This is a genomic window from Flavobacterium coralii, assembly GCF_019891545.1.
In the GTDB taxonomy this organism is placed as follows: Bacteria; Bacteroidota; Bacteroidia; order Flavobacteriales; family Flavobacteriaceae; genus Flavobacterium; species Flavobacterium coralii.
In genome coordinates this window covers 96,225-118,313 of the sequence record NZ_JAHDIU010000002.1, presented here as the reverse complement: position 1 = coordinate 118,313, position 22,089 = coordinate 96,225, and the positions used below count along the sequence as shown (strand labels likewise).

Here is a 22,089-nt window from a genome sequence, read left to right as displayed (position 1 = left end):
TTATGGAAACCTGTTCTCCTAAAAACACCATCCATCAGCGCATGGGCACAACCCAGTCAGATAGGTTTCTTGATGCCCTTAGAACTGATTATTTTTTAATAGACGAAAGAACCGAAACAGATTATATTCAGGTAGTACAAAAACTATCTGCCTATGTAAAATACTTTAATGAACAAAATATAAACACCAACAGCTGGGAGCCTTTTTTCCTGCTGGAATCTACCTCTGTACTTATAAGTATTTTTTCCTGGAACATGCAAAAGTTGCAGGAAGAATATAAAACCATTGCCAATCGCATACGCAATGCACAGACAGGCAATAGCAAAGAAATCCTTAAGCAATACTTTGGAGGCATAAGTAGTAAATTAGAATTGTATGACAGCCGCCTTAAAGGAATAGACGACAGCATACCTGCTAAAGATGCGCTGCTTCAGTCAATACAGCAAATAGTCTACCTGCTTAATGATATCATAATAGCAGATATTAATAGCAGTGAGGAAGATAAAATACAAAAACTGGTTAAAGAGTACAGGTTCGAAAAGAATGTACAACAGCTTTTTGGCTTGCTGCAAAACTGGAAAAACACCGGTGGCGGCAGCATAAAACAACAGCTTGACAGTTATGCCGGGCATACGCCTCATTATGCGCTATTGCTTGCTTTCCTGAAACTGCTGGGAATTGCACGCGAAGACCTGAATAAGTTTACAGGGCATCATCTTGATTTTTATTATAAAGATATACTCAGGATGCAGCCTAAGGCCGCCATGCCCGATAAAGTGCATCTTTTGGCACAGCCCGGGCAAATAAACAAAAGCTATGTGCTGCCAAAAGGCACAATTTTTCTTGGGGGTAAAAATGAGCTTGGGCAAAACAGGTATTATGCCTCAACTGCCGACCATAATGTAAACACTATTACCTTAAAGTATTTACTTTCAGCTTTTATTAATAGTAAATCTGCCCGCAGGCAAGCAGACCTTACTGAAATAAACAAAAAGGATATACCATTTAACGTATTCCCTAATCCCGACCAAAACGAACCATACCTGCCTTATGATTATGCTTCTGAAACGGGTATAATGGTAGCCTCTCCCCTCCTCTATTTAAGCGGTGGAGATCGTTATATACTGGTTAATATTTCAGGTACTATTTATGATGACACAGGTTACCGTTTTTTTCTTACTGGGGAAAAAGGTGTTATAGAAGTTACAAAGTTTGAAACCTTAACACCAGGGCAAAATGGGCAGTACTTACACCTGCTGCCAACCGCAGATAAAATTGTGGGGTATGATATCGAACTGCATAAGGGTATAAACGTAAAAGATACAAAATATCCCGTACTAAAAATAGTGCCAAAAGAAAACGTTGCAGCAATACGGCTTAATGATCAGTCTTATGTTTCTTTTGATATTAAGGTAAGAAACTTTAAGGATTACCTGCTGGCAACTGATACCGGCAGTGCAGATACCTCTAAGCCTTTTTATCCTTTTGGGGAATACCCTAAAAATGGTAACGGGTTTATAATTGGCGCCAACGAGTTTTTTGTAAAAGAAGGTGCTTCTATAAAAGTAGATACCGGTATTTCTGTAGGTACAAGTATTTTTAAAATGAATGCCAGCGGCTGGATACCTACACCTGAAGGGCTTTCAACAGGTATTACAAATGAATTTCCGTTACAGGAATATGAACCCGAGAACAGCGTACCTGTTAATGAAAGCATTGCGGGCTATATACGGGTAGAACTTAATGACCCTGATTATGAAAATAATAATACTGTACTTGACACCACAATACAGGATGGTAAACTTATAGTAAAAACCCCTCAGGGCCCTGTTGTAAAGTCGGTAACGATAAACTATGATGTTACAGATTCTACAGCATCAGCAAAAAACCCTATTGAAACCTACGAGCTATTGCCTTTCGGATATCAGCAAAAAAAATTGCCCATGCTGAGTTTTAATACCGCCTTTAATACGGTAAGAGCTTTTCCGTTAGCTTCAGTACAGCGGCTAAGGGTATTTGAGCCTGTTTTAGAAAGCGTAAGGCAGATAAGGGTGCCTGCAGTTAAGCAGGTGCAGCAATTGGCTGAGAGCGGAGGGGATATTTATCTTGGTTTCGCCAATGCGCAGGCAGGCAACAGTTTTAGCGTGCTTTTTCAACTGGCGGAAGGAACTGTAAACCCGATGCGAAACCCCGCTACTATTACCTGGAAATATTTAAGGAATAATAACGGTTGGCAGGATTTTAAAAACTATGAGCTTGCCGATGCTACAAACGGGCTACTGCAATCGGGCCTTGTAACTTTTACCGTACCTGAAGACTTTACAGACAGCGGCATAACCATATTGCCTGACGGGCTTTTCTGGATAAAAATTAATGTAGATGTTACCGATGCCATAAGTGATTTTGTAGGTGTACGCGAGCAGGCATTACAGGCAGAACTGGTTGCCTTTGATAAGTCTGACGGTGTGTTTTTAAGCAACATCCCGAAAGATACGGTTACAAAACTATACCAGCCGTTAAACTACATAAAGAAAATAACGCAGCCTTACCCATCTTTCGGCGGAAGCAGAAAAGAAGAAAGCAATATGTTTTATGTAAGGAGCAACGAAAGGCTAAGACACAAAAACAGGGCAATAACCCTATGGGATTATGAACGGCTTATTTTACAGGAATTCCCTCAGCTGATAAGAGTTAAATGCTTAAACCATTATAATTATATAGCAGAACACGGTGCCAATGCGTCTGCGGGATATATAAGCATTATTCCCCTGGCACGCTGGAGCAAATCTACCATAATATACCTAAAGCCGCTGGTAAGCCTTGAAACAATGCAAAACATACAGGCTTATGTTGCAGGATTAGGGTCTCCGCACGCACGCATAATGGTTAAGCCACCGCTACTCGAAAAAATAAGGCTGAACTTCAGCGTTAAATACCGCCAGGAACCGGGTACTGATGTAAGGGTGCTGGAAAGTCAGTTAATTGAAGCAATTAACCGCTTTTTAAGCCCGTGGGCATATGATACTGATGCTATAGACTTTTCTGGAGAGATAGAAGTATCATCACTCATCCAGTTAGTTGACGACCTGCCTTATGTAGATTTTGTTACCAAATTTAAAGTTGACCAGCTTGTGCCGGATCCTAATAAGGATAACAAGTATACCGAGCTCAGCGATGTTAAGTCTATAACACCTACTACTGATTATACTTTGTTTATTCCAAACGAAGCGCACAATATTATTAAGATAACCGAGTGTATTAATGAATCCTGAATATATAATACCTAAAGACAGAGTACTGCCCCGCGCCCAGGATTATGAGTTCCTGAGGCAGGAAGGGATGAAGTATATAGAGAAGCTGGGCAACAAGCTATGGACAGATTATAATGCCCACGATCCCGGTATTACTATACTCGAAGTACTGGCTTATGTTATTACAGAGCTGGGTTACCGTTCGGGTTTTACTGTAGCTGATTTGCTTACCGGAAAAAACGGCGGCATACAAAACGGCAGCTTTTTTCCGGCAGACCAGATAATGGTAAATGCACCCCTTACAGAAATCGATTACCGCAAATTGCTTATTGATATAGAAGGCGTATCTAACGGATGGCTGCTGGCAACCAAAAGAACTCTTAACAGCCAGGGATATTATCAGCCTAACGATAACGAGAAAAATGTTTATATCGACAAGCAGGATGATAAACTCAGTTTTAGCAATACAAACAGCAAAGGCAAAAAAAATGCCCAACTGCACATAAGAGGGCTAAACCGTGTTTTTATAGAGCTTGACGAAGACCCTGTTTATGGCGACCTGAATGCCACAATTACAGAATATGAGTTTTTGGTAGAAAATCCTGAAAAATGGGTTCAGGTAACTATAATACCAACGTTTAGCAGTTGGCTTGATAAGCAGGCACAGTATGTAAAAGAGTTTTTGGCAGCGACTGACCTGAATGTTATGGTTTATGGTTCGGGAAGTAATATTGTTACATTAAACATAACTAATACTACCACTGGTAACAACTTGTTATTTAAAGTAGAGGCTTATGATAAAAATGAAATAGCCGACATAGAAAACTACCTGAGCAACGACTACATAAAAATTTTAGAGCTGTTTGAAAATAAGAAAGCTAAGGCTGACGAAATATTCGACAGAACACTGGTTAAGCTGCAAAGCAACCGTAACCTTACAGAAGATTTTATAGAAGTTAATATAGTACCATCTGTAATGGTTAGCGTGTGTGCCAAAATAGAATTAAAGCCGCAAAGCAACCCTACCGATGTAATGGTTGCCATACAAAAAGCTATTTATGATGTGCTGAACCCGGGTGTGTCATTTTATACACTTTTACAATTGGCACAGCAGGGCTACTCTACCGAAGATATTTTTACAGGGCCAAGGCTTGAGCATGGCTTTTTGAAAGACGAGGAGGTTATCAAATCGCAGCTTCCCACATCTGTACATTCTTCTGACATTATTGCAGCAATAATGAAGATTGAAGGAGTTCAGTCGGTAAATAATGTATTAATGACAGCCTATGATGCAGCCGGTAACCCTATAGCAGGAAAAACAAACGTGTCTTGGTGCATGCCATTGCCCGGAGATGTAAGGCCAACTTTTAACCGCAAAAGGTCGCAACTGCAATTGTTTCAAAACGGCATACCGTTTCTATTATCGGAAGATGCACAACGTAACATAGACCAGCAGATAAGCATATATAAATCTTTTAAAACGGCACAAAAGCTATATAATCCTGCCAAAGACTTGCCGGTTCCTGAAGGCACCTACTACCAGTTAGGCAATTATTACAGCATACAGAATGATTTTCCTGCCAACTATGGGCTTGGTAAAAATAAGTTGCCGGAAAGTGTTCCACAATTCAGAAAAGCGCAGGTAAAGCAATTGCAGGGATACCTGTATTTCTTTGAGCAAATACTCGCTGATTTATTCAGCCAGCTTTATAATGCCAAAGAGTTGCTTAACACCACTACCCTTAAAGACAGTTACTTTACCAGCTATCTTGGTAACATAAATGGTTTTTATTCGGATGAAGTGCTTACAGATGAACTTAAAGCAGCTTTTGAAGCAACAGGTGTAAGCGGCGATGCTGTTTATGAAACCCAAGAACAGTTTTACAACCGCAGGAACAGAGCTTTAGATCATCTTATAGCTCGCTTCGGCGAAAGCTTTAATGACTATGTATTCATGATGTACCAAATGCAGTATGAAAACACGGGACTGGGCACCATGTTTATTGACAACATTGAACTTATAGAAGACAAGCAGAACTTTTTAGAAGCCTATCCGCAGATAAGCAGCTACAGGGCCATAGCAAAAAACTATACGTTAAAATGGCCTCCAAATACTTATGTGGCCTACTCCAATTACTGGAATACATTCAACATAGGCGGGTATGCAGAGAGAGCCGCAAGGCTTTTGGGTATTAACACCTGGCCATTACAGCCAAGCGATTATGATAATCCAAAAACCTATTTTATCCTTAATGTAAATAACGAAGCTGTTCGTTTCGATTTTGTAAATCCCGAAACGCAGCTTCCGCAAAAAAAGCGTTGGGCCAATACCAACATAGCAGATGCCGCCAACTATGCTTATAAAGAAGAAAATCCGGGTGAAGTTTACGCATATCTGCAATACAGCGGTAATGACATACTAAAGTTAGATAAAAAATTTTCGGATAATAATGAGGCTGTTGGTTATATAAATAAACTGATAGAAACCTTAGCCCTGCCTTACGAATATTTTTACTGCCTTGAGCATATATTGTTAAGGCCTTTTGAAAGTATGACACAGGAAGAGGAGCCGGATAACCCAAACCACCTGTCAGACCTGCTTCCGGTTTGCCTTGGCGATGACTGCCAGGGAGAATCGGGTACCGACCCCTACTCTTTTAAAGCATCTATAGTATTGCCGGGCTGGATGGGCAGGTTTACCAACATCAGCTTCAGGAAGTATGCCGAAAAGATATTCAGGCAGGAAGCACCGGCACATGTACTGCTTAAAATATGCTGGGTAGGTACTGAAGATATGACTGCCTTTAAAAAAGCTTACATAGACTGGTGCAAAAGCTATAACGGCTTCAGGATAGCAGAGACTAAAAAAGATTATACCGACCCTGTAATAGCAAAGCATTTAAAAAACCACAGGGAACTGATAAAAGTTATGGGACAGCTAAATAATACCTATCCGCCGGGGCATTTGTATGACTGCCACAGCAGCGAAAAATCATCACCAATAATATTAGGAAATTCTGTACTTGGAAATCTTTAAAAACATTTTTATGAAAGCATATAATAACACTAAATATCCCATTTTCGAAGCTGACCAGGTTTTAACCCAAAAGCATCTTAATACCATTGTCAGCTACCTTGAAGAACAGGACAGGCTTACACGTACCGGCATTATAGGTGTGGGCACTATTTGCGGTATGGAGGTTACTTTCCCCGATTTCAATTCGGTAACCATAGGCTGCGGTACTGCGGTAACATCTATTGGTTTCCAGATAAACTGGGAAGAAAAGAATTTTAGTTTTTATAAAGATGTTGAGCTACCCGAAACATTTTTACATCCTAATATTACTACCGAAACTTTTTTAAAGCCTGTATTTGACCAGGCTGCAAAATATACGCCGTTTAAAAACTGCCGAGAGCTTGTACACATTCCTGATTCAGACTCAGGCAAGCCCCTGCCGGAAGGCGTATCGGTAATACCAAATGCTAAGTTTTATAATGATAAAGTTATCATGATTTTGCTTGAAGTATCATTATCTGACGCCAAAAACTGTGTGGCTACAGATTGTGATGACAAAGGCAAAACACTCAACTTTACTATAAGGCCGCTTTTGGTTGATTATAAAGATATTGAGGAGTCTTTCATAAATAAATATATAACCGGAACCCTGCAGCCACCGCTATATATAGAGAGGTTTAATGTACCGCAAACCAACCTTGTAACAGGGCAACAGATACTTAACGCGCTTTATTCAATGGCCGGTAACACTCTTGTTGACCGCATTACACTTGCCATAAAATCATTATACAGCAATTTTAAAGACGAGTATGCCGGGAGTATCAGTAATTTCATCTTCCTTGATAACCCAAGGCCAAAGATCGACGAGGTAATAAAAAGCTACCGCACCTCTTTAGCGGTGCAGTATGTGTACAGGTGGCTTAACGATATTGTTGATGCCTATAACGAAATATATTTTCTTGAAGAAAAACATTCTTTAAGAAACTGCTGTTCAGACAATGTAGTTAACATGTTCCCGCTGCACGTGTTGTTAGGGCGTGTAATCACGCAAAGGTCTGCTATACAGTACCCGGGTCAGTTATTACCGAGGCCGGATATTTCAAAACGTTTTTTCCCTAATGAATATAACATATTAGATACCAACCAGGCCTTTATAACACCATGGCTTAAAGTCGCCGAAGAGGTACAGCTTGGCGAAAAGAACCGCCTGAGGCTACTGCTGGAAAGGCTTATCCTTTTGATAAATAACTTCACGGTACCTGCTAATTATGCCGATATGGAAATCAAGGTCACACCATCAAAGTATGGCAGCTACAACCTATCTGACAAATCAATACCTTATTACTATAACAGGAATACGGTTTCTACACTTAATAAAGTCTGGAATCCAGAAAAAACAATTGAAGGATTAAATACTTCTATTTTTAGCTACAACGCAAGTGCTTATACATCGCAACAGCATATAACTAACCCGCTACCATACAACTTTGAGCCTTATAACTTTTTAAGGGTTGAAGGCCATATAGGTAAACCTTATGACCAGGTTGTAACCACGCTTAATAATATAAAGAACAGCCAGAGGCTTGGTTTTAATATTATAGCTGTTAATGCTGTAGATTTAAATACGGGCTCTTTACGCATGAGCGATTATAAGGGCGACTGGGGCGAAATACAGTTAAGCTATGAAATTGTAAGCCGCAGGTGGGAAGATATTATTGGCAAATGCATAGAGTGGTTTGAGTATAACAACTGGTGGGTAAGAAATTATATTACCAATGAGTGGTTTGATAACCTTGTTAACAACATGAAAAGCGCCCGCAGTATGACCTACAAGCAATTTTCATCATTCCTGCCTATATACCAGCAGTTTATAAGCCTTTATGAAAAGATTGAGGCCAAAGCTATTGAATGTCGCGATTTACTTTTTGAAGAGTTACTCGTATTAAGCGACCGTTTTAAAGAATTTGATAATATGCCGAGTATAACCCGCATAGAAGAAATTGTAGATCATCTTGATGAGGTTATAATGGTTTGCAGCAAAGGCCAGTTCAGGGCGGTATATCAAAATGCAGAACAGAAATGGAAATCGATAAGCCAGGCTATTACTTTTAAAACATTCCTTGACAAGAACCCCGGTATAGAAAGTGCAGGAGGTGTAACCACTGGTGGTACATTACTATTAGTATATCAGGATAAATCAGCACAGGTTAACCCAATTGTAAGAGCAGAGCCCACAGATTTACCTGTACGTGGCGCAACTACCAAAAACATAATATTTAGCCCTACAATACAGGATTACAGCAATAAGCTCAAGGCTTTTGCCGAAGCATCTTTCGACAGCAATAACTATCAGAGCCTTGTTAGGTATATTGACCAGTCTATTTTCATAGGTTCTATGAAAGATACCTCAACAATACCTGATAAGGTGGTTATTGCTGACTTTTTCCTGCCGTACCAATGCTGTGGCGGTGGCGGAGACTCGCTTACTTTTATTGTAAATCCGGCTGATTTTGAACCACCCGGGCCTGCAGATTTTGACAAACCTGATTTTAAATCGCCCGACTTTTTTGCTAAAACAAATCCTTCTAACGAATCTTAACAGCGAATCATCATGACAAAGCAAGATGTTATTAACGAGATAAACAGGATATTAGACCAGTCATATACTACTGCCGAAACGGTAAGAGAGGTACTCAACACCTTACTGGACTACTCTGATGACGGAATAACCCAAAACAGTACTACTATTCAGGAGCTCGAAAGGGATATTGAAGACCAGTCCTCTCTGATAAATGGGCAACAGCAGGTACTTGACAATTATGGCGGGCAGTTTGAGGGTATTAATGCTACGCTTCAAAACCATGAGGAGCGTATAATTGCGCTTGAAAATGAAGAGCAGAATTTGTTGTTCAGTTATCATATAACAGATCCTTTGAGAGACCAATCGGGCAATGTGGATTTATGGTATTCATTCAGGGGAGTTGAAAATAAATACGCCAATTATACTTTTGTGATGAAGGCTCTAAAAGCAATACGAGGTGTAAATCCTGTTGACATTGTGTTTAATTTGAGGCAATCTGAATTAGTGCCAATATTAAAGAAAATAATGACTGACACAGTTAATTTATCATTTGTAGTTGCCGTAAATAATCTGAGAAATGCTGAAGGAAGAATGTTCAGTAAACTGGCTACAACAACTATAAATATGAGTAAGGATGAGTCCGCATTTTTTACACACAGGATATTTCCCTACAATATAATTGACCCGGACGGAAGCCAGGAAGAAATAATACTGGATGAAGGAGATACTATTGAAACATCTATTATTATACACCGCCCGGCATTTAAGATTAATTAAATGATTATCAATGCACTTCATCAGGAAAATTTCTATAGACGCGCTAAGCAGTTGCGAAAAAACGGGGCGGCAGCTTAACGATGAAATCAATACTGTTATAACTGATGAGCTGGCCCCGAAACTTACTACGCTTTTAGATAAATATTCGGCTGATACTGTTGTTACCGATATTGGTAGCATCAGTATCAGCCTACCCCCTCTTACCATCAAAAACTGGAAAAAAGAATTTGTTTCAAACTGCCTGAAAGAAATTGAAATCTTTTTAGACAGGCAAACAGCAATAAAAGAAGCAAGCGCAGCAGAACCAAAAATAATTTTTACTGCATCTAAGAGCCTAAGCTTACCTGAGAGAGGCACAGCTTTATCCCAGCATTCCGCATGGAAAGCTATTATCTATTATCTCCAAACAGGCATTATCGAAAATAAAGAATTCCTGAAAATAATGGAGGAAAGCAATCCGCTTAAGGAGGATATTCCCACACAAGTTGCAGATGCTCTAAAAAGCATTTTAGCTCAGGATAATAATGCATTGGTACGGCTCATACTTAACACTCCCGTAAAGTTTAAAAATGCAGTATTAACCAAACTAATCCCTGATTATAAATATAGTACTGCCATAGAAACAGTTTTAAAATCTGGAGGTATATCTTTTAATTCTGCGACAAGGCAGTCCGGTTGGGCAGCGGTACTGTTATCAGAATTATCTTTTTTCAGGAGTGGAGCGAGTACAGATAGTAAATGCCTGAAAATAATTACAGATTCTTATTTTAGCGAAATAGCCCCAAAATATTCTGAAGTACTATCTACATTAATTGTCGGTAATAAAGAGATTGCCGGCAGTGATGTTGGGTTTTTAAAATTTTTAGGGCTACAGCTTTCGCAATACCATGATAAACAAAACAGTTCGCATATTCAAACATCGCCTGTAAGTGAAGTATCTAAAGATGATATTCACTATGACAAGGTTTATACTGAAGAAGCAAATGTAGCAGCTCAAAATAAAACGAATAGTAATATACAAGACACCGCGGAAAGTGATTTAGTTACCAAAACAAAAAATAATCAATTTAAACCTCAAACAGGTGATGATACATTTGGCACTAGTGAAGGAAATACTAAACCTGTAACCTCATCAGATACTGTAACTGGTAATGATACTATAATTAATAATAACGATGCTGTAACTGACGATAATAATGCTGTAATTAGTGATGATGCTGTAATTAATGATAATAATGCTGTAACTGGTGATAACGATACTGTAACTGGTGATAACGATGCTGTAATTAGTGATAATAATGAAAATTATTTTGTTAGCAACAAGTCGGTATGCAAAATGGATGATATCGGTAAGATTAATGACAAGTCAACAACAGCAAAAAGTACTAATCCTGATATTACACCTGTTGTAAATATAGCACAAACATCTGAACAAGAGCATATAAAACAGAAGGACGAAATTATGCTCGGTACAACCTACATTACTAATGGTGGTTTGATTTTGCTTTTTCCCTTCTTAAGCTACTTATTCCAGAATACGGGACTTACCGAAGATAATAAATGGATATCTATGTTACAGCAACAAAAAGCAGTACTACTCACACAATATTGCGTTACCGGCAATACAGATTTCAGGGAAAATGAACTGCTGCTTAATAAATTGTTGTGCGGTTATCCGGTGTTTGATGTAGTAGATACAACAATTGAATTATCTGACTCTGATAAAGAGCAATGCCGTGAAATGCTGCAATCAGTAATACAATACTGGGAAGCACTTAAAAACAGTTCACCCGAAGCATTACAGGAAACGTTTTTACAGCGGGAAGCCAAACTAAGTTTTGATAATGAAGTGATAGAAATGTGGGTTGAAAACAAAGCCTTTGATATATTACTGCAACGCTTACCCTGGAGTATCGCTATGGTAAAAACAGTGTGGATGGAGAAAATGATTCAATGTAACTGGTACTGATGGAAAAGCAAAACAAAGAGCGGCAAAATGTAAGCGCTGTTACTGCAAAGGAGCCTTTTATAGATAATGTAAATAAAGCTGCAGATAAGGGCAAAGCCGTTCCTGCGCCCGCAGTACAAAAGGGTGTACCTAATAAGTCACTCCCTGTAAAAGGCCACTTGTTAACCACCAAAAAAGACGGAGGGCAGGACGATACCGTGCAGTACATTACAATTTCAAAAGGGCAACAGTTTGAAGGCAAAGTCATTGAAACTGATTATGAACTGAACCGTTTTGCAGAACAGCAAATGGGCATTACAGTTCCGCGAAACTGGAATCCTAAATATACAGACGAAGAAGTTAAGGGTATTATCAGTACAGGTAAAACTATTGCCTACCGTTTTAACCTTAATGATGTTAATAAGGGTATGGAGCTACTGCCGCCCGATAAAAAAGACTTTATTGCAAACCTTGACGGGATGACTTCTACTTTGCAAAAAGTAAGGATACTTGATTTATTAAGCCAGTTATCGGCATCAGATATTGCAGATTACAAAAGTAAGACTAATGCTGAAAGCGCAGATGCATTGGCCATTGAGGCGTCTTTAAGAGCTTACATTCAACAAAAAAATGAGCGATTACAGGAACAATCGTTGCTATCCTTACTTGCGGGTGAGTTAAAGGGCACAGATATGTTATCGCTATACAAGCAATATAAAGAATATAATACCGCTGCGCCAGTCAGTATTTCACCCTCCACCCTTGCACCGGCAAGCACAACCAACTACACGCAGGACCAGCAAAGGAGAGAGAAAAACAATCAGTTTCTTGAAAACCTTAAACAAAGTGGCTATACAGTTGAAACTTTCCGGCAACTGATAAATGATTATGAGCTTTCGTTCCGCCGCGAAACGTTATATTTAGCGCAGGATGTACTGCAAAAATACAGTCATATTTTATTTGAAGAGCAAGAAAAAATAAATAATGATGCCATACTCAGCTCATTACTGCGGCAGATAAAACAATCGGGAGCAAAAGAAGCATATAAAAATGCTGATGCGGCAAAAAGTGCCGCTAATATAATTACTGATGAAAAGACTATAGCTACTGAAACAGCATTTAAATTGGAAATGCGAGCTAAGTCAGCTTCCGAAACTCAAAAGGGTAATGCAGCGATAAATGCGCTCTCAGCAGCTTTACCCCTCATTAAAGATAACGGCTTTGATAAAGAAGCATTCTCTAAAATTGAAAGTAAGGCTGAACTCTCTGCATTCCTTAATGAATATATAGCCGGGCAAAAACTAAACATTACAGAAACATTAAAAAGCCTGAATGAAGATGACGGACTTGCCATATATGCCTATCAGGATTTGATGCAATACTCTAAAGCGCAGCAGGGCATTCAGAAAGGCAATATACTCGACCTTATCATTACCGATAAAGAAAGTAGAGAAAGTGCAAAGCACCTTATAAAAAGCCTTGTTATAGGGGTTTTGGCAGTAGCACTCGGATTGCTTACTTTTGGTACAGGTACCATAGCCCTTTTAATTGCTGCGGGTAATTTTGCTTTGGGGGCATACCTGACTTATGAAGAAATTGATGCCTACCAACAACAGCTTGCCGCTTATAATGTAAACATAAGCAAAGATGAGCCGAAGGCAGTGTGGGTAATATTATCTGTAGTAGGCACAGCACTTGATTTAGCTGCGATTGGAAAGATTTCAAATAATCTGGTTAGGGCGGGAAGAATTTTTGAAGAAACAGGTGACATAACAAAAGTAAATAACGTATTAGATGAAATTCCTGAAGTTGATAAGGTTACACGGGATAAAATTGCTAAAGCGTTACAAACTTTAGAAAACGATTCAAGAGGTATTAATAATTATCTTCCAAATGAACAAAGTCGTTACTATAGTTTAAGGGATAAATTTATGGATCCTGTGTGGGTTGAAAAAAATAAAGTTATTAGACAAGAATACTTAAAACAGACCGCAGAATTAGAAATTGCAATTATAAACATGAGAGCAGAAGGGAAGAATGATGAATATATAGCTAAATATGTTGTTGAGCAGAGAAATATTCAAAAGGTTAATGCAAGAAAATATATGAATGCTCAAGAAATAGAAGTTTTAGAAAAAGGTAATATGGAAAGATACGGTAACCCGGTCGGACCGTCTGCAAAAGATTTATATGATAAGATGAAAGATTGGGAAAAAGTTATAGAAAGTTCCCTTCGCAAAGATATTGAAATTAATATTCTTCTAGGTCTATAAATAGTTTGTTATGATTTTAAAAAATTTTGATAAAAGTAATGAACTAATTGACTATACCGATGGACAATATGTTCGATTAAGTAACCCTGCAGAATCTGATGGCTATTACCAAAATCATGCTATAGGATTTATAATTTTTAATCCCAATAAAGATTTGTTTTTAATAAACGATAAAAAATTCACTATTTCAGAAATAGGAAATATTGTTTATAATTCATCAGGGAATTATCGCGAAGTAATAATTTTAGATAAAAAAAAACATATAAAAGGAAATTACTCTTACGAACTAATTTATACCGAAGCTAACTCCATTGAGTTTATTTTTGAACTACCTACTGATGATGAAATAGATATATTAAAATATGCATCTAATTTTTTTGAAAGTAAAAAATAGAGTTATAAATATTTTAAATCGATGCAATTAAGTATTGTTTAAAAATAGCCGATTTGCTTGACAATAAAGAACATCAATGAATTTATGTTTTTACTAATTTCATGAAAACATAAATACTCAAAAAGAAATTTTGAAGAAAATTCTCATGCATATAGAGAGCAAGATCTTTTTTATAATTTAGTAGCTAAAAGCAATTTTTAACAAGAGTATATCCGTAACATGAACTCTATTAAAGATATTATTGAACTACTTAATACGAATAATAAAATAAAATTATTTGATATATTAAGTAATTTGGGAAAACGAATTGAACTTAATAATACTGAGAAAAGTATATTAAAAAAAGAAATAGAAAAATTTTTAAATAGCGAAAGTGAAATTCTCAGAGAGGTTTCCTTGAGGGTCTTAGGATTTTACTGGGCATTACCTGAATATAAAGATATAGCTATTAAAATTTTTAATAAAGATTCAGATGATGATGTTAGAGCTACAGCTCTTATGAGCTGGTCAAATCTTCAGCGTAACACAAATAATTTAAGTAGTATATCTTTTTTAAAAAAACTTGTAGAAGATAAATCGTTATCACCATTTATAAGACTTGAAGCATATTCTAATATTTTTGTTATCAGTAATCTACACCCAAGCTCATGGCCAAAAACCAATATAGATTTTAAACACATTGATGAAGAAATAGACTGGAAATTAATTGATGAAATATTGAAAGAAGCTGAAAAGTAAAATTAAAATCAGTATTTATACTGAATGTAAATTTAGTTGGTGTTGTTTAATTTCAGCGGTTGTAAGTTAAGTTAACTTACCATTGGAAAACAGCACTTTATGGAGACAACCCTTGTAAGCGAAAAACCAAAGGCTACCACTACCGCCAAAGCACAGCCGCTAAAAGTAGAGGACTCGCCGTCTTTTTTTCCGGAAACTGTAAAACCTAAAAATAGCTTTGATACTCCTGTACCGGTTTTGTCTGAGCAGGAAACTGAAGATGCTGTTAGTTCGCAAATAGCTGAACCCAAAATAGCTGAACCCGAAATAGCTGAGGCCGGCATTCAACCTGAAATTTTACCTTTGACTAACGAAGATGAAGAGGCACAAACAGAAAACCCGGTTACAAGCGATACTGTAGTTAACTCACCTTCTCCGGCACCTGCGGCAGTAGCTGCCACAAATAATTCTGATGCCGGTTTACCTGTAGAAGCAGCTGTAGAAAAAGCTGAAGAGAATATAGTACCTGAGCAGGCAGGTGATACAAACCTTGTTAACCAGGATGCGGAAGCGGGTAACGTAGAAAATGCTGAAGCTGCTGAGGAAGATAAAGAGCCGGACCCGAATGCTCTTCAGTTTATGGATCCTGCCACCACAGAGCAAGCCGTTCAGGAGAAGCTGGAAAAAACCGCGACACTGGCAAAAGCAAGTGCCACTACAAAGTCTGCAGGCACTAAAATAAATGAAAGTATTAAGGCACAAAATACTCCCGTTGCCGAAGCCAAGGCAACATCGGGTGCCGCACAGGTTAATCAACTTGCTAAAAAGCCGGTAGCTCCAAAAAGTAAAGAACCCGGTAAGAAAGCCTTTGATGCCAAACTGAAAGCTGCTACCCCGCAAACCCTTGATGACCTTGATAAGTTTAAACAAAATAAACAGGCATCAACAATCTCAAAGTCATTATTACAGCAGGTGCAGGGCGATGTAGGCAGCGTAAAAGGAAGTTTTGGCAGTATTAAAAATGAGCCCAAACCCGCACCGGCACCGGCCGGCACCCCTATACCTGCTGCTGAGCCTGCAAAAAGTGTGTCGAAAATAAACTTGTCAGGAGGCATATTGCCTGCAATACAGCAGGAGAAACTGCAAACGCAGGAATACCTGCAACAGGCCGATTCAGATATAATTAAGGAAGGGATTACACAAGAGCAACTGGCAATGGTTGATTCGGGTGAACTTGCTGAAGCGGCAGCACTTAAAGGTGAAATGGCAACGGAAGCCGCGGCACAGCCCGCAGCTGTGAACGAGGCTGTAACTACAGAGCAGACGGCACTTAGCTCTTCACTAAATGAAGCCGAAACTGCAACGCGTACTGAGATGAACACGAAAAGGTCTCAACAGCTAAAACAGACCGGTACGCAACAAACAAAAGCTAAATCTGATTTAGAGAAGAAGCGTGAGGAGGTCGCCAAAAATATAAATGACCGCTATACGGCCTGCCAGCAAAGCGTAACCAGAAAACTAGATAACCTTGAGCAAAATTCGTTACGTGATTTTGACGCGGGGCAAAAACGGGCTACAGCAGAATTTGAAGAACAGGTTGACCGTGATATTAAAGCATTTAAGCAAAGGCGTTATAGTAGTGGACTTGGAGGCTTCAAATGGGTAAAAGACTATTTGTTCGGGATTGATGATTTTCCTGAGGTTAAAAATGCCTTTAAAAATGCAAGGGAGGTTTATGTAAATAAAATTGACAACCTTATTAATAGCATTACCAAAAAGAATAATGAGGTTATAGAAGGCTGTAAGGCAGAAATTGCAACTACGCAAAAAGAGATTGATAATTATGTAAAAGGCCTCTCTCCTGCCCTGCAAAGTATTGGCAAAAAAGCACAGAATGAGGTGGCTGCCAAACTACAGGAACTGGGCAAAGAGGTTGAGGAGCGCAAAGAAAAACTGCAACAGCAACTGCTGGAAAAACGTAAGGCTGCGATGCAGGCTATCGACAAGAAGATAGCAGCCATGAAAAAGAAAATGCGGGGTGCGCTGGCTACTTTTGGCGACCTTATTGCCGATGCGGCACGTAAGTTCTTTAAATGGGCACTCAGCCTTTTGGGTATTGATGCCGAAGGCTTTATGGCTACCCTGCAAAAAGCAGGCGAGGCTATCGGGCTGATTTTTAAAGACCCGGGCAAGTTCTTCAGTAATCTTGTGGCTGCGGTTAAAGGAAGTATTGATGATTTTAAAGCTAACTTTAAAGAATATCTTACGGGCAGCCTGTTCGACTGGCTTACGGGTGCATTGGGCGCGGTAGTAACCCTGCCGCAGAAATGGGACCTGAAAGGAATAATTTCTGTAGTGTTGCAGCTTGCCGGTATCAGCTGGCAATTTATCCGCAAGCAGTTGGTAAAAGTGTTTGGCGAGGAGAAAGTGGCTTATGCTGAAGCAAACCTGAAAGAAGTTAAGGAGGTGGTTCAGAAATTTATGACTGAAGGCGTGGCTGGGCTTTGGGACTGGATTAAAGACCAGGCAGAAATGCTTATGACCACGGTTGTAGATGGTATAAAAGACTGGCTGCTTACACGTATGGTTATAGGTTTTGCCGAATGGATTGCCGGGTTATTGATTCCGGGTGGCGCGATTGTAAAACTGATTCAGGGTATTTATAAGCTCGTCATGTTCTTTGTGGATAATATTCAGCGTATTATCAGGTGGGTTGGAGCAGTCCTGGATTCTTTAGGCAGCATTGCAGCAGGGGCAATACCAAGTGCAATCACTTTTATTGTGGATGCTATGAAAACCATCATCCCTGTTATCCTTGATTTCTTTGCAAAGCTGCTTAACATCAGCGGTATTGTAAATGCCGTTCAGGATATTATTGCAAAAGTAACAGCACCTATACATAAGGCTATTGATAAGTTTGTGGCGTGGATTAGCAAGCTGATGGAGAAAGTGTTGAAGAGGTTTAAGGGCGGTAAGCAGGAGAAGAAAGCTGATGCTAAAGATGAAAAAGCCTCTACAGATTCTAAAGAGAAGCTTGATGATATTGAAGTTGGAAAATTAGTCCGCTTTAGAGCTGGTGGAGAAAACCATAGACTTTGGGTAGAAACGAAAGGTAATAGTGTGGAAATAATGTTGGCTAGTGAAGAAATGACTATTCGACAACATCTTTCTAAATGGAAAAAAGCCGCTTCGAAATTACCTGAAGAAAAGCAAGTTAAGGCTCAAAACTTGATCCCAGAGGCCGAAAAAATGTATGAAGATACATTAGGGGATGCAAAAATAGCCAGCACGCTTATTGTTAAATTGAAAAAAGGAGATGCATCTGTTGCAGATGAGGCAAAGAAAAAAGACAATGCCGTTGAAAAAGATGAGGATGCACTTAAAAATCCTCTTTCGGAATTATTCAATCTATTTGGCGAAAAATTAGAAGATGTTTTACTTGTATCCCCACATCCTGTAAAAGTTCCGGGTGCCAGTAACAGAGAATCTCATCATGTACCGCAAAATGAATTTAAAAATACCTTTATAAATTATTATCAGGAACTAGGAAATAAAATTAAAGAAAATGGAATTGATGATTTAGGTATAAAACTTACTGAAAGGGCAGCAATTATAGATGCAAAATATCCTGAAGGGAATGGCCTTTCAGCTATATCTTTGCATAAAAATTCACATACCGCTAAAGTAACAGGTATTCATAGTAAAGATATGCAGAAACAAATTGAGTCTAATCTCAAAGCTTCAACCGATAGTTCTATGATCATCCTTTTAAAAATTGCCAGTCGACCGCAATTACAGGCCAAAGTCAATAAAGAAAGTTTTGAACAATATGTTTCTGTAATGTTTGACATTGAAGGGAATACGGAAAAAGAAATCGAAAATTCAACTTTAGCAGCTGAGGATTTTATAAATATATATAGAACCCAAAATGGATTAGTTATAGAAATAAAAGCTACAAAAAAACAAAATATAGCCTCTATTGTAAAAAAGGTTGAAAATGAATATATTAATAAAATTAATATTTTAAAAGAAAATGAAAGAGATATAATTTATCAACGAAATCTTATTATAAATAAACTTGAAACTAAAATACATGATGTAGCTAAAAGTTCTTTTATAAATATATTAACAAATTCAATTGGAGCAGTAAAAACTGTTTTACATGAAGAAAAAAATAGTAATTTAAACGGTCCTGAAAATTTGTTTGAAAATAGATTAAATGATCTACGTTTACTGGCATTAAAAATATGGGGCGATAATATTTATAATAAACTGGAAACATGAATATAAATGAATTTCAAAAAGAATTATTAGAAGTAAATGATTTTCTGGAAAAAGAAAGTAAAAAAATAAATTTAAATTATATTGGATATATTGGGTTTTATCTAAGAGTACTTGATAAAGATAAATATGAAGCCTTAAATAAAGGCTATTGGAGCAGTTACTTTTTTGGTCATTTAACTGATGGTGTCTCGCTATCTTTACGAATTTTTCCAAATTCTACATTTAAAAATTGGTCAATAGTACAAAATATGGAAGGTGACTTTGCAAGTACTTTTTCAAATAATATTTCCAATCTTATTCCAATTGCACAGTTAGGTATGTTATTACATAAAGATTTGTTTGGATATGTTAGTAAAGATTGGCATATTTTTTCAAGGCTTATTGATCCTCTATTAGATATTTTTGTATCCCGAGATAAGTTAAACTATATAAAAGATTATGCTTTTAATCCATTAAATCAGCCGATTTCCAATAATAAACAAAACAGTTTATCAAATTATCTTAAATTTTGGTTTCATTATGATCAATCAGAAGGGCATAAAATAATGAGGGAAATTATTGAAAAACTTCAATTTGATGAAAATTGGCTTCCTAATAGCTTCTCGCACGATAATTTAGGAATATGGGAAACCAGGATTAAAAACATGCTAATGTCAAGAGCGTACTTCTTAACAAATCGTTCCAGTTTTGAGCATAACAAAAATTTTCTTTGGGAAGGATATCAACAACCGCATGGATATGATTTTTCGGATTTTGAATATAGCCACTATCTCCAACTAATCCGAACAAAAAATGGTATACATTTTTTTGCTGAACAGATTAAGTTATTTGCAACCCATATAGATCCAGAGATCTTAAACCACCCTCTTTATACAACGTTGAAACCTTTGTCAAACGATTTCAATGCATATGTTGGCGAGGAGCATTATCAGGCAGCATTATTATTATATCAGGATAAGCCTCTAGATGCTTGGAATGCATTGGTTAGCGCCAGTTACTGGGCGGGTGTAAATGGCAGGCCTGATCTGGTAGAGAAACATTGGCAAAAAGCTATCGAACTTTGTCAAAACCAAAACTGGACAGATGCTTTGGATGCCCTCACCTATCAATGGGAGTGGTATCAGAATTACAAAAAGGAAAACAGTATTTCTTAAATTAAAAAAAATTAAACCGGTCAATAGTGCCGGTTTAATTTTATTGGAAAGTGAAAGGCAAATAGCGCTAAAGGTTGCAGAAGGAGCGCTCTTAAAGCTGGGGCAATGGCTGAAGGAGGCCGGGAAGAAATTCTTTAAATGGGCACTCAGCCTTTTGGGTATAGATGCCGAAGGCTTTATGGCTACGCTGCAAAAAGCAGGCGAGGCAATCGGGCTGATTTTTAAAGACCCCGGTAAGTTTTTCAGTAATCTTGTGGCAGCAGTAAAAGGCAGTATTGATGATTTTAAAGCTAACTTTAAGGAATATCTTACGGGCAGCCTGTTCGACTGGCTTACGGGTGCACTGGGCGCAGTGGTAACCCTGCCGCAGAAATGGGACCTGAAAGGTACTGTATCTATAGTATTGCAACTATATAGCTTTACACCCTTTTAAAATGCTTTTCTTCTTTAAGATACTCAAGTTCTATACCTGCCAAAATATCCTCATTTAATAAGCAATTGCTATTATTGCCTAATGCCTGCAAGCAGGCATAGGTAATAACAGATAGTATCTGCGCTCCTGTTATATCATACGATTTTGCAAGCAACTCTAATGAAACGGTTTCTTCTAGCTTTACATTATCAGGCAGGTTTTTTTGCCACAATGAAAGGCGCTCTTCAAATCCGGGTTTGTAAAATGCCACTACATTATTAAAACGCCTTAAAAAAGCATCATCGATATTATTCTTAAAGTTCGAAGTTAAAATCACCAAACCGTTAAATGATTCTATACGCTGCAAAAGATAACTAACTTCTTGATTGGCATACCTGTCGTTAGATGAGCGCGCTTGTATGCGTTTGCCAAATAAAGCATCCGCTTCATCAAAAAGTAATATCCACTCTTTACTTTCAGCTTGTACAAATATTTTTTCAAGGTTCTTTTCGGTCTCGCCTATGTATTTAGAAACAACAGCAGATAAATCTATTCTGAACACGCTCTTGCCAAGTTCTTTACCCAACAGGCAGGCCGTTAAGGTTTTTCCGGTTCCAGGCGGGCCATAAAACAATGCCCTGTAACCCGGCGCTATTTTACGGCCCATTTTCCAATCGTCCATCAGGCGGTCTTTATGTTTATTCCATAAAGCGATATTCTGTATCTGTTTTAAAGAGTTCTGGTTCAGCACCAGGTCTCCCCAATCCATTGCTGTAAATACTTCTTTTGCAGGAAATGTACTGCTGAAACGTGGCAACACTTCTTCACCATAAAATATTTTATGCAGTACCTCTTGCGATAACTGAAGCCTTCCGCTCATCTGCGGCTCCCCTTCCCTAACATCGCTTAAATACAGAATATTTTTTTTATAAAACCAGTGGCCGGGCATAAACATGTTTTGTAGCATGAGCCTTTGTTCTATATCATCTTTTGCAAGTATATATAATGCGGTTTCTCCTGTTGGATAAAATCCCCTGTGGCTTTCAAGCCTTGTGCCTCCTAATTGCGGAATATTTCCACCTTCAGGAAAAACTTCTTTAATTATATCATCATAAAAACCCGGCAATATATGCGGAACCGTAGCCATGAGTAGTATAACACCTTCCTCATGGCTTACGGGCACATCAATAACCTCAGAAAAAGTACCTTCAAAAGAAATATCAGATTGTTTTCCCTGAGGAAGGCTTTCCTTTAAAAATTGTTTCAGCAGTGTATAGGGCAT

12 protein-coding genes are annotated in these 22,089 nt (G+C 38.1%); 11 read left to right on the top strand and 1 reads right to left on the bottom strand.

Annotated features, from left to right (window positions below):
• Positions 1 to 2 precede the first annotated feature (2 nt).
• From KJK34_RS03260 to KJK34_RS03210, 11 genes are all read left to right on the top strand, one after another.
• On the top strand, positions 3 to 3,272 hold the full coding sequence (locus tag KJK34_RS03260; protein WP_223052427.1) for a baseplate J/gp47 family protein: 3,270 nt from the start codon (positions 3 to 5) through the stop codon (positions 3,270 to 3,272).
• The gene (locus KJK34_RS03255; protein ID WP_223052426.1) at positions 3,262 to 6,288 is read left to right on the top strand and encodes a baseplate wedge protein; all 3,027 of its coding nucleotides are present in this window, start codon (positions 3,262 to 3,264) and stop codon (positions 6,286 to 6,288) included. The genes KJK34_RS03260 and KJK34_RS03255 overlap by 11 nt, the downstream gene beginning before the upstream one ends.
• A gap of 10 nt (positions 6,289 to 6,298) precedes the next feature.
• A complete protein-coding gene (locus KJK34_RS03250) occupies positions 6,299 to 8,866 on the top strand; it encodes a hypothetical protein (RefSeq protein WP_223052425.1) in 2,568 nt (855 codons plus the stop codon).
• Between the two features lie 12 nt (positions 8,867 to 8,878).
• On the top strand, positions 8,879 to 9,625 hold the full coding sequence (locus KJK34_RS03245; RefSeq protein ID WP_223052424.1) for a hypothetical protein: 747 nt from the start codon (positions 8,879 to 8,881) through the stop codon (positions 9,623 to 9,625).
• 10 nt (positions 9,626 to 9,635) lie between these two features.
• A complete protein-coding gene (locus KJK34_RS03240; protein ID WP_223052423.1) occupies positions 9,636 to 11,594 on the top strand; it encodes a contractile injection system tape measure protein in 1,959 nt (652 codons plus the stop codon).
• Positions 11,594 to 13,846 carry a hypothetical protein gene (locus tag KJK34_RS03235; protein WP_223052422.1) on the top strand — a complete coding sequence of 751 codons (2,253 nt, stop codon included), beginning with the start codon at positions 11,594 to 11,596 and terminating at the stop codon, positions 13,844 to 13,846. The genes KJK34_RS03240 and KJK34_RS03235 overlap by 1 nt, the downstream gene beginning before the upstream one ends.
• A gap of 10 nt (positions 13,847 to 13,856) precedes the next feature.
• Positions 13,857 to 14,240, top strand: coding sequence for a hypothetical protein (locus KJK34_RS03230; protein ID WP_223052421.1), 384 nt, complete (start codon positions 13,857 to 13,859; stop codon positions 14,238 to 14,240).
• 219 nt (positions 14,241 to 14,459) lie between these two features.
• Complete coding sequence (locus tag KJK34_RS03225) at positions 14,460 to 14,978, top strand: hypothetical protein (protein ID WP_223052420.1); 519 nt, start codon at positions 14,460 to 14,462, stop codon at positions 14,976 to 14,978.
• A gap of 99 nt (positions 14,979 to 15,077) precedes the next feature.
• A complete protein-coding gene (locus KJK34_RS03220) occupies positions 15,078 to 19,241 on the top strand; it encodes a hypothetical protein (RefSeq protein WP_223052419.1) in 4,164 nt (1,387 codons plus the stop codon).
• Positions 19,238 to 20,395: a hypothetical protein gene (locus KJK34_RS03215; protein ID WP_223052418.1), complete on the top strand. Its 1,158-nt coding sequence runs from the start codon at positions 19,238 to 19,240 to the stop codon at positions 20,393 to 20,395. The genes KJK34_RS03220 and KJK34_RS03215 overlap by 4 nt, the downstream gene beginning before the upstream one ends.
• 43 nt (positions 20,396 to 20,438) lie before the next feature.
• Positions 20,439 to 20,828: a hypothetical protein gene (locus tag KJK34_RS03210; protein ID WP_223052417.1), complete on the top strand. Its 390-nt coding sequence runs from the start codon at positions 20,439 to 20,441 to the stop codon at positions 20,826 to 20,828.
• On the opposite strand, the gene KJK34_RS03205 is transcribed toward KJK34_RS03210, so the two are convergent.
• Positions 20,815 to 22,089, bottom strand: a complete 1,275-nt coding sequence (locus tag KJK34_RS03205; RefSeq protein ID WP_223052416.1) for an ATP-binding protein — start codon at positions 22,087 to 22,089, stop codon at positions 20,815 to 20,817. The genes KJK34_RS03210 and KJK34_RS03205 overlap by 14 nt on opposite strands.

What these genes read in the sequence shown, in the direction of transcription:
- KJK34_RS03230 (WP_223052421.1), top strand. Translation starts at nt 13,857, where the DNA reads ATGATTTTAAAAAATTTTGATAAAAGTAATGAACTAATTGACTATACC.
- KJK34_RS03260 (WP_223052427.1), top strand. Translation starts at nt 3, where the DNA reads ATGGAAACCTGTTCTCCTAAAAACACCATCCATCAGCGCATGGGCACA.
- KJK34_RS03220 (WP_223052419.1), top strand. Translation starts at nt 15,078, where the DNA reads ATGGAGACAACCCTTGTAAGCGAAAAACCAAAGGCTACCACTACCGCC.
- KJK34_RS03240 (WP_223052423.1), top strand. Translation starts at nt 9,636, where the DNA reads ATGCACTTCATCAGGAAAATTTCTATAGACGCGCTAAGCAGTTGCGAA.
- KJK34_RS03245 (WP_223052424.1), top strand. Translation starts at nt 8,879, where the DNA reads ATGACAAAGCAAGATGTTATTAACGAGATAAACAGGATATTAGACCAG.
- KJK34_RS03215 (WP_223052418.1), top strand. Translation starts at nt 19,238, where the DNA reads ATGAATATAAATGAATTTCAAAAAGAATTATTAGAAGTAAATGATTTT.
- KJK34_RS03255 (WP_223052426.1), top strand. Translation starts at nt 3,262, where the DNA reads ATGAATCCTGAATATATAATACCTAAAGACAGAGTACTGCCCCGCGCC.
- KJK34_RS03250 (WP_223052425.1), top strand. Translation starts at nt 6,299, where the DNA reads ATGAAAGCATATAATAACACTAAATATCCCATTTTCGAAGCTGACCAG.
- KJK34_RS03225 (WP_223052420.1), top strand. Translation starts at nt 14,460, where the DNA reads ATGAACTCTATTAAAGATATTATTGAACTACTTAATACGAATAATAAA.
- KJK34_RS03205 (WP_223052416.1), bottom strand. Translation starts at nt 22,089, where the DNA reads ATGCCCTATACACTGCTGAAACAATTTTTAAAGGAAAGCCTTCCTCAG.
- KJK34_RS03235 (WP_223052422.1), top strand. Translation starts at nt 11,594, where the DNA reads ATGGAAAAGCAAAACAAAGAGCGGCAAAATGTAAGCGCTGTTACTGCA.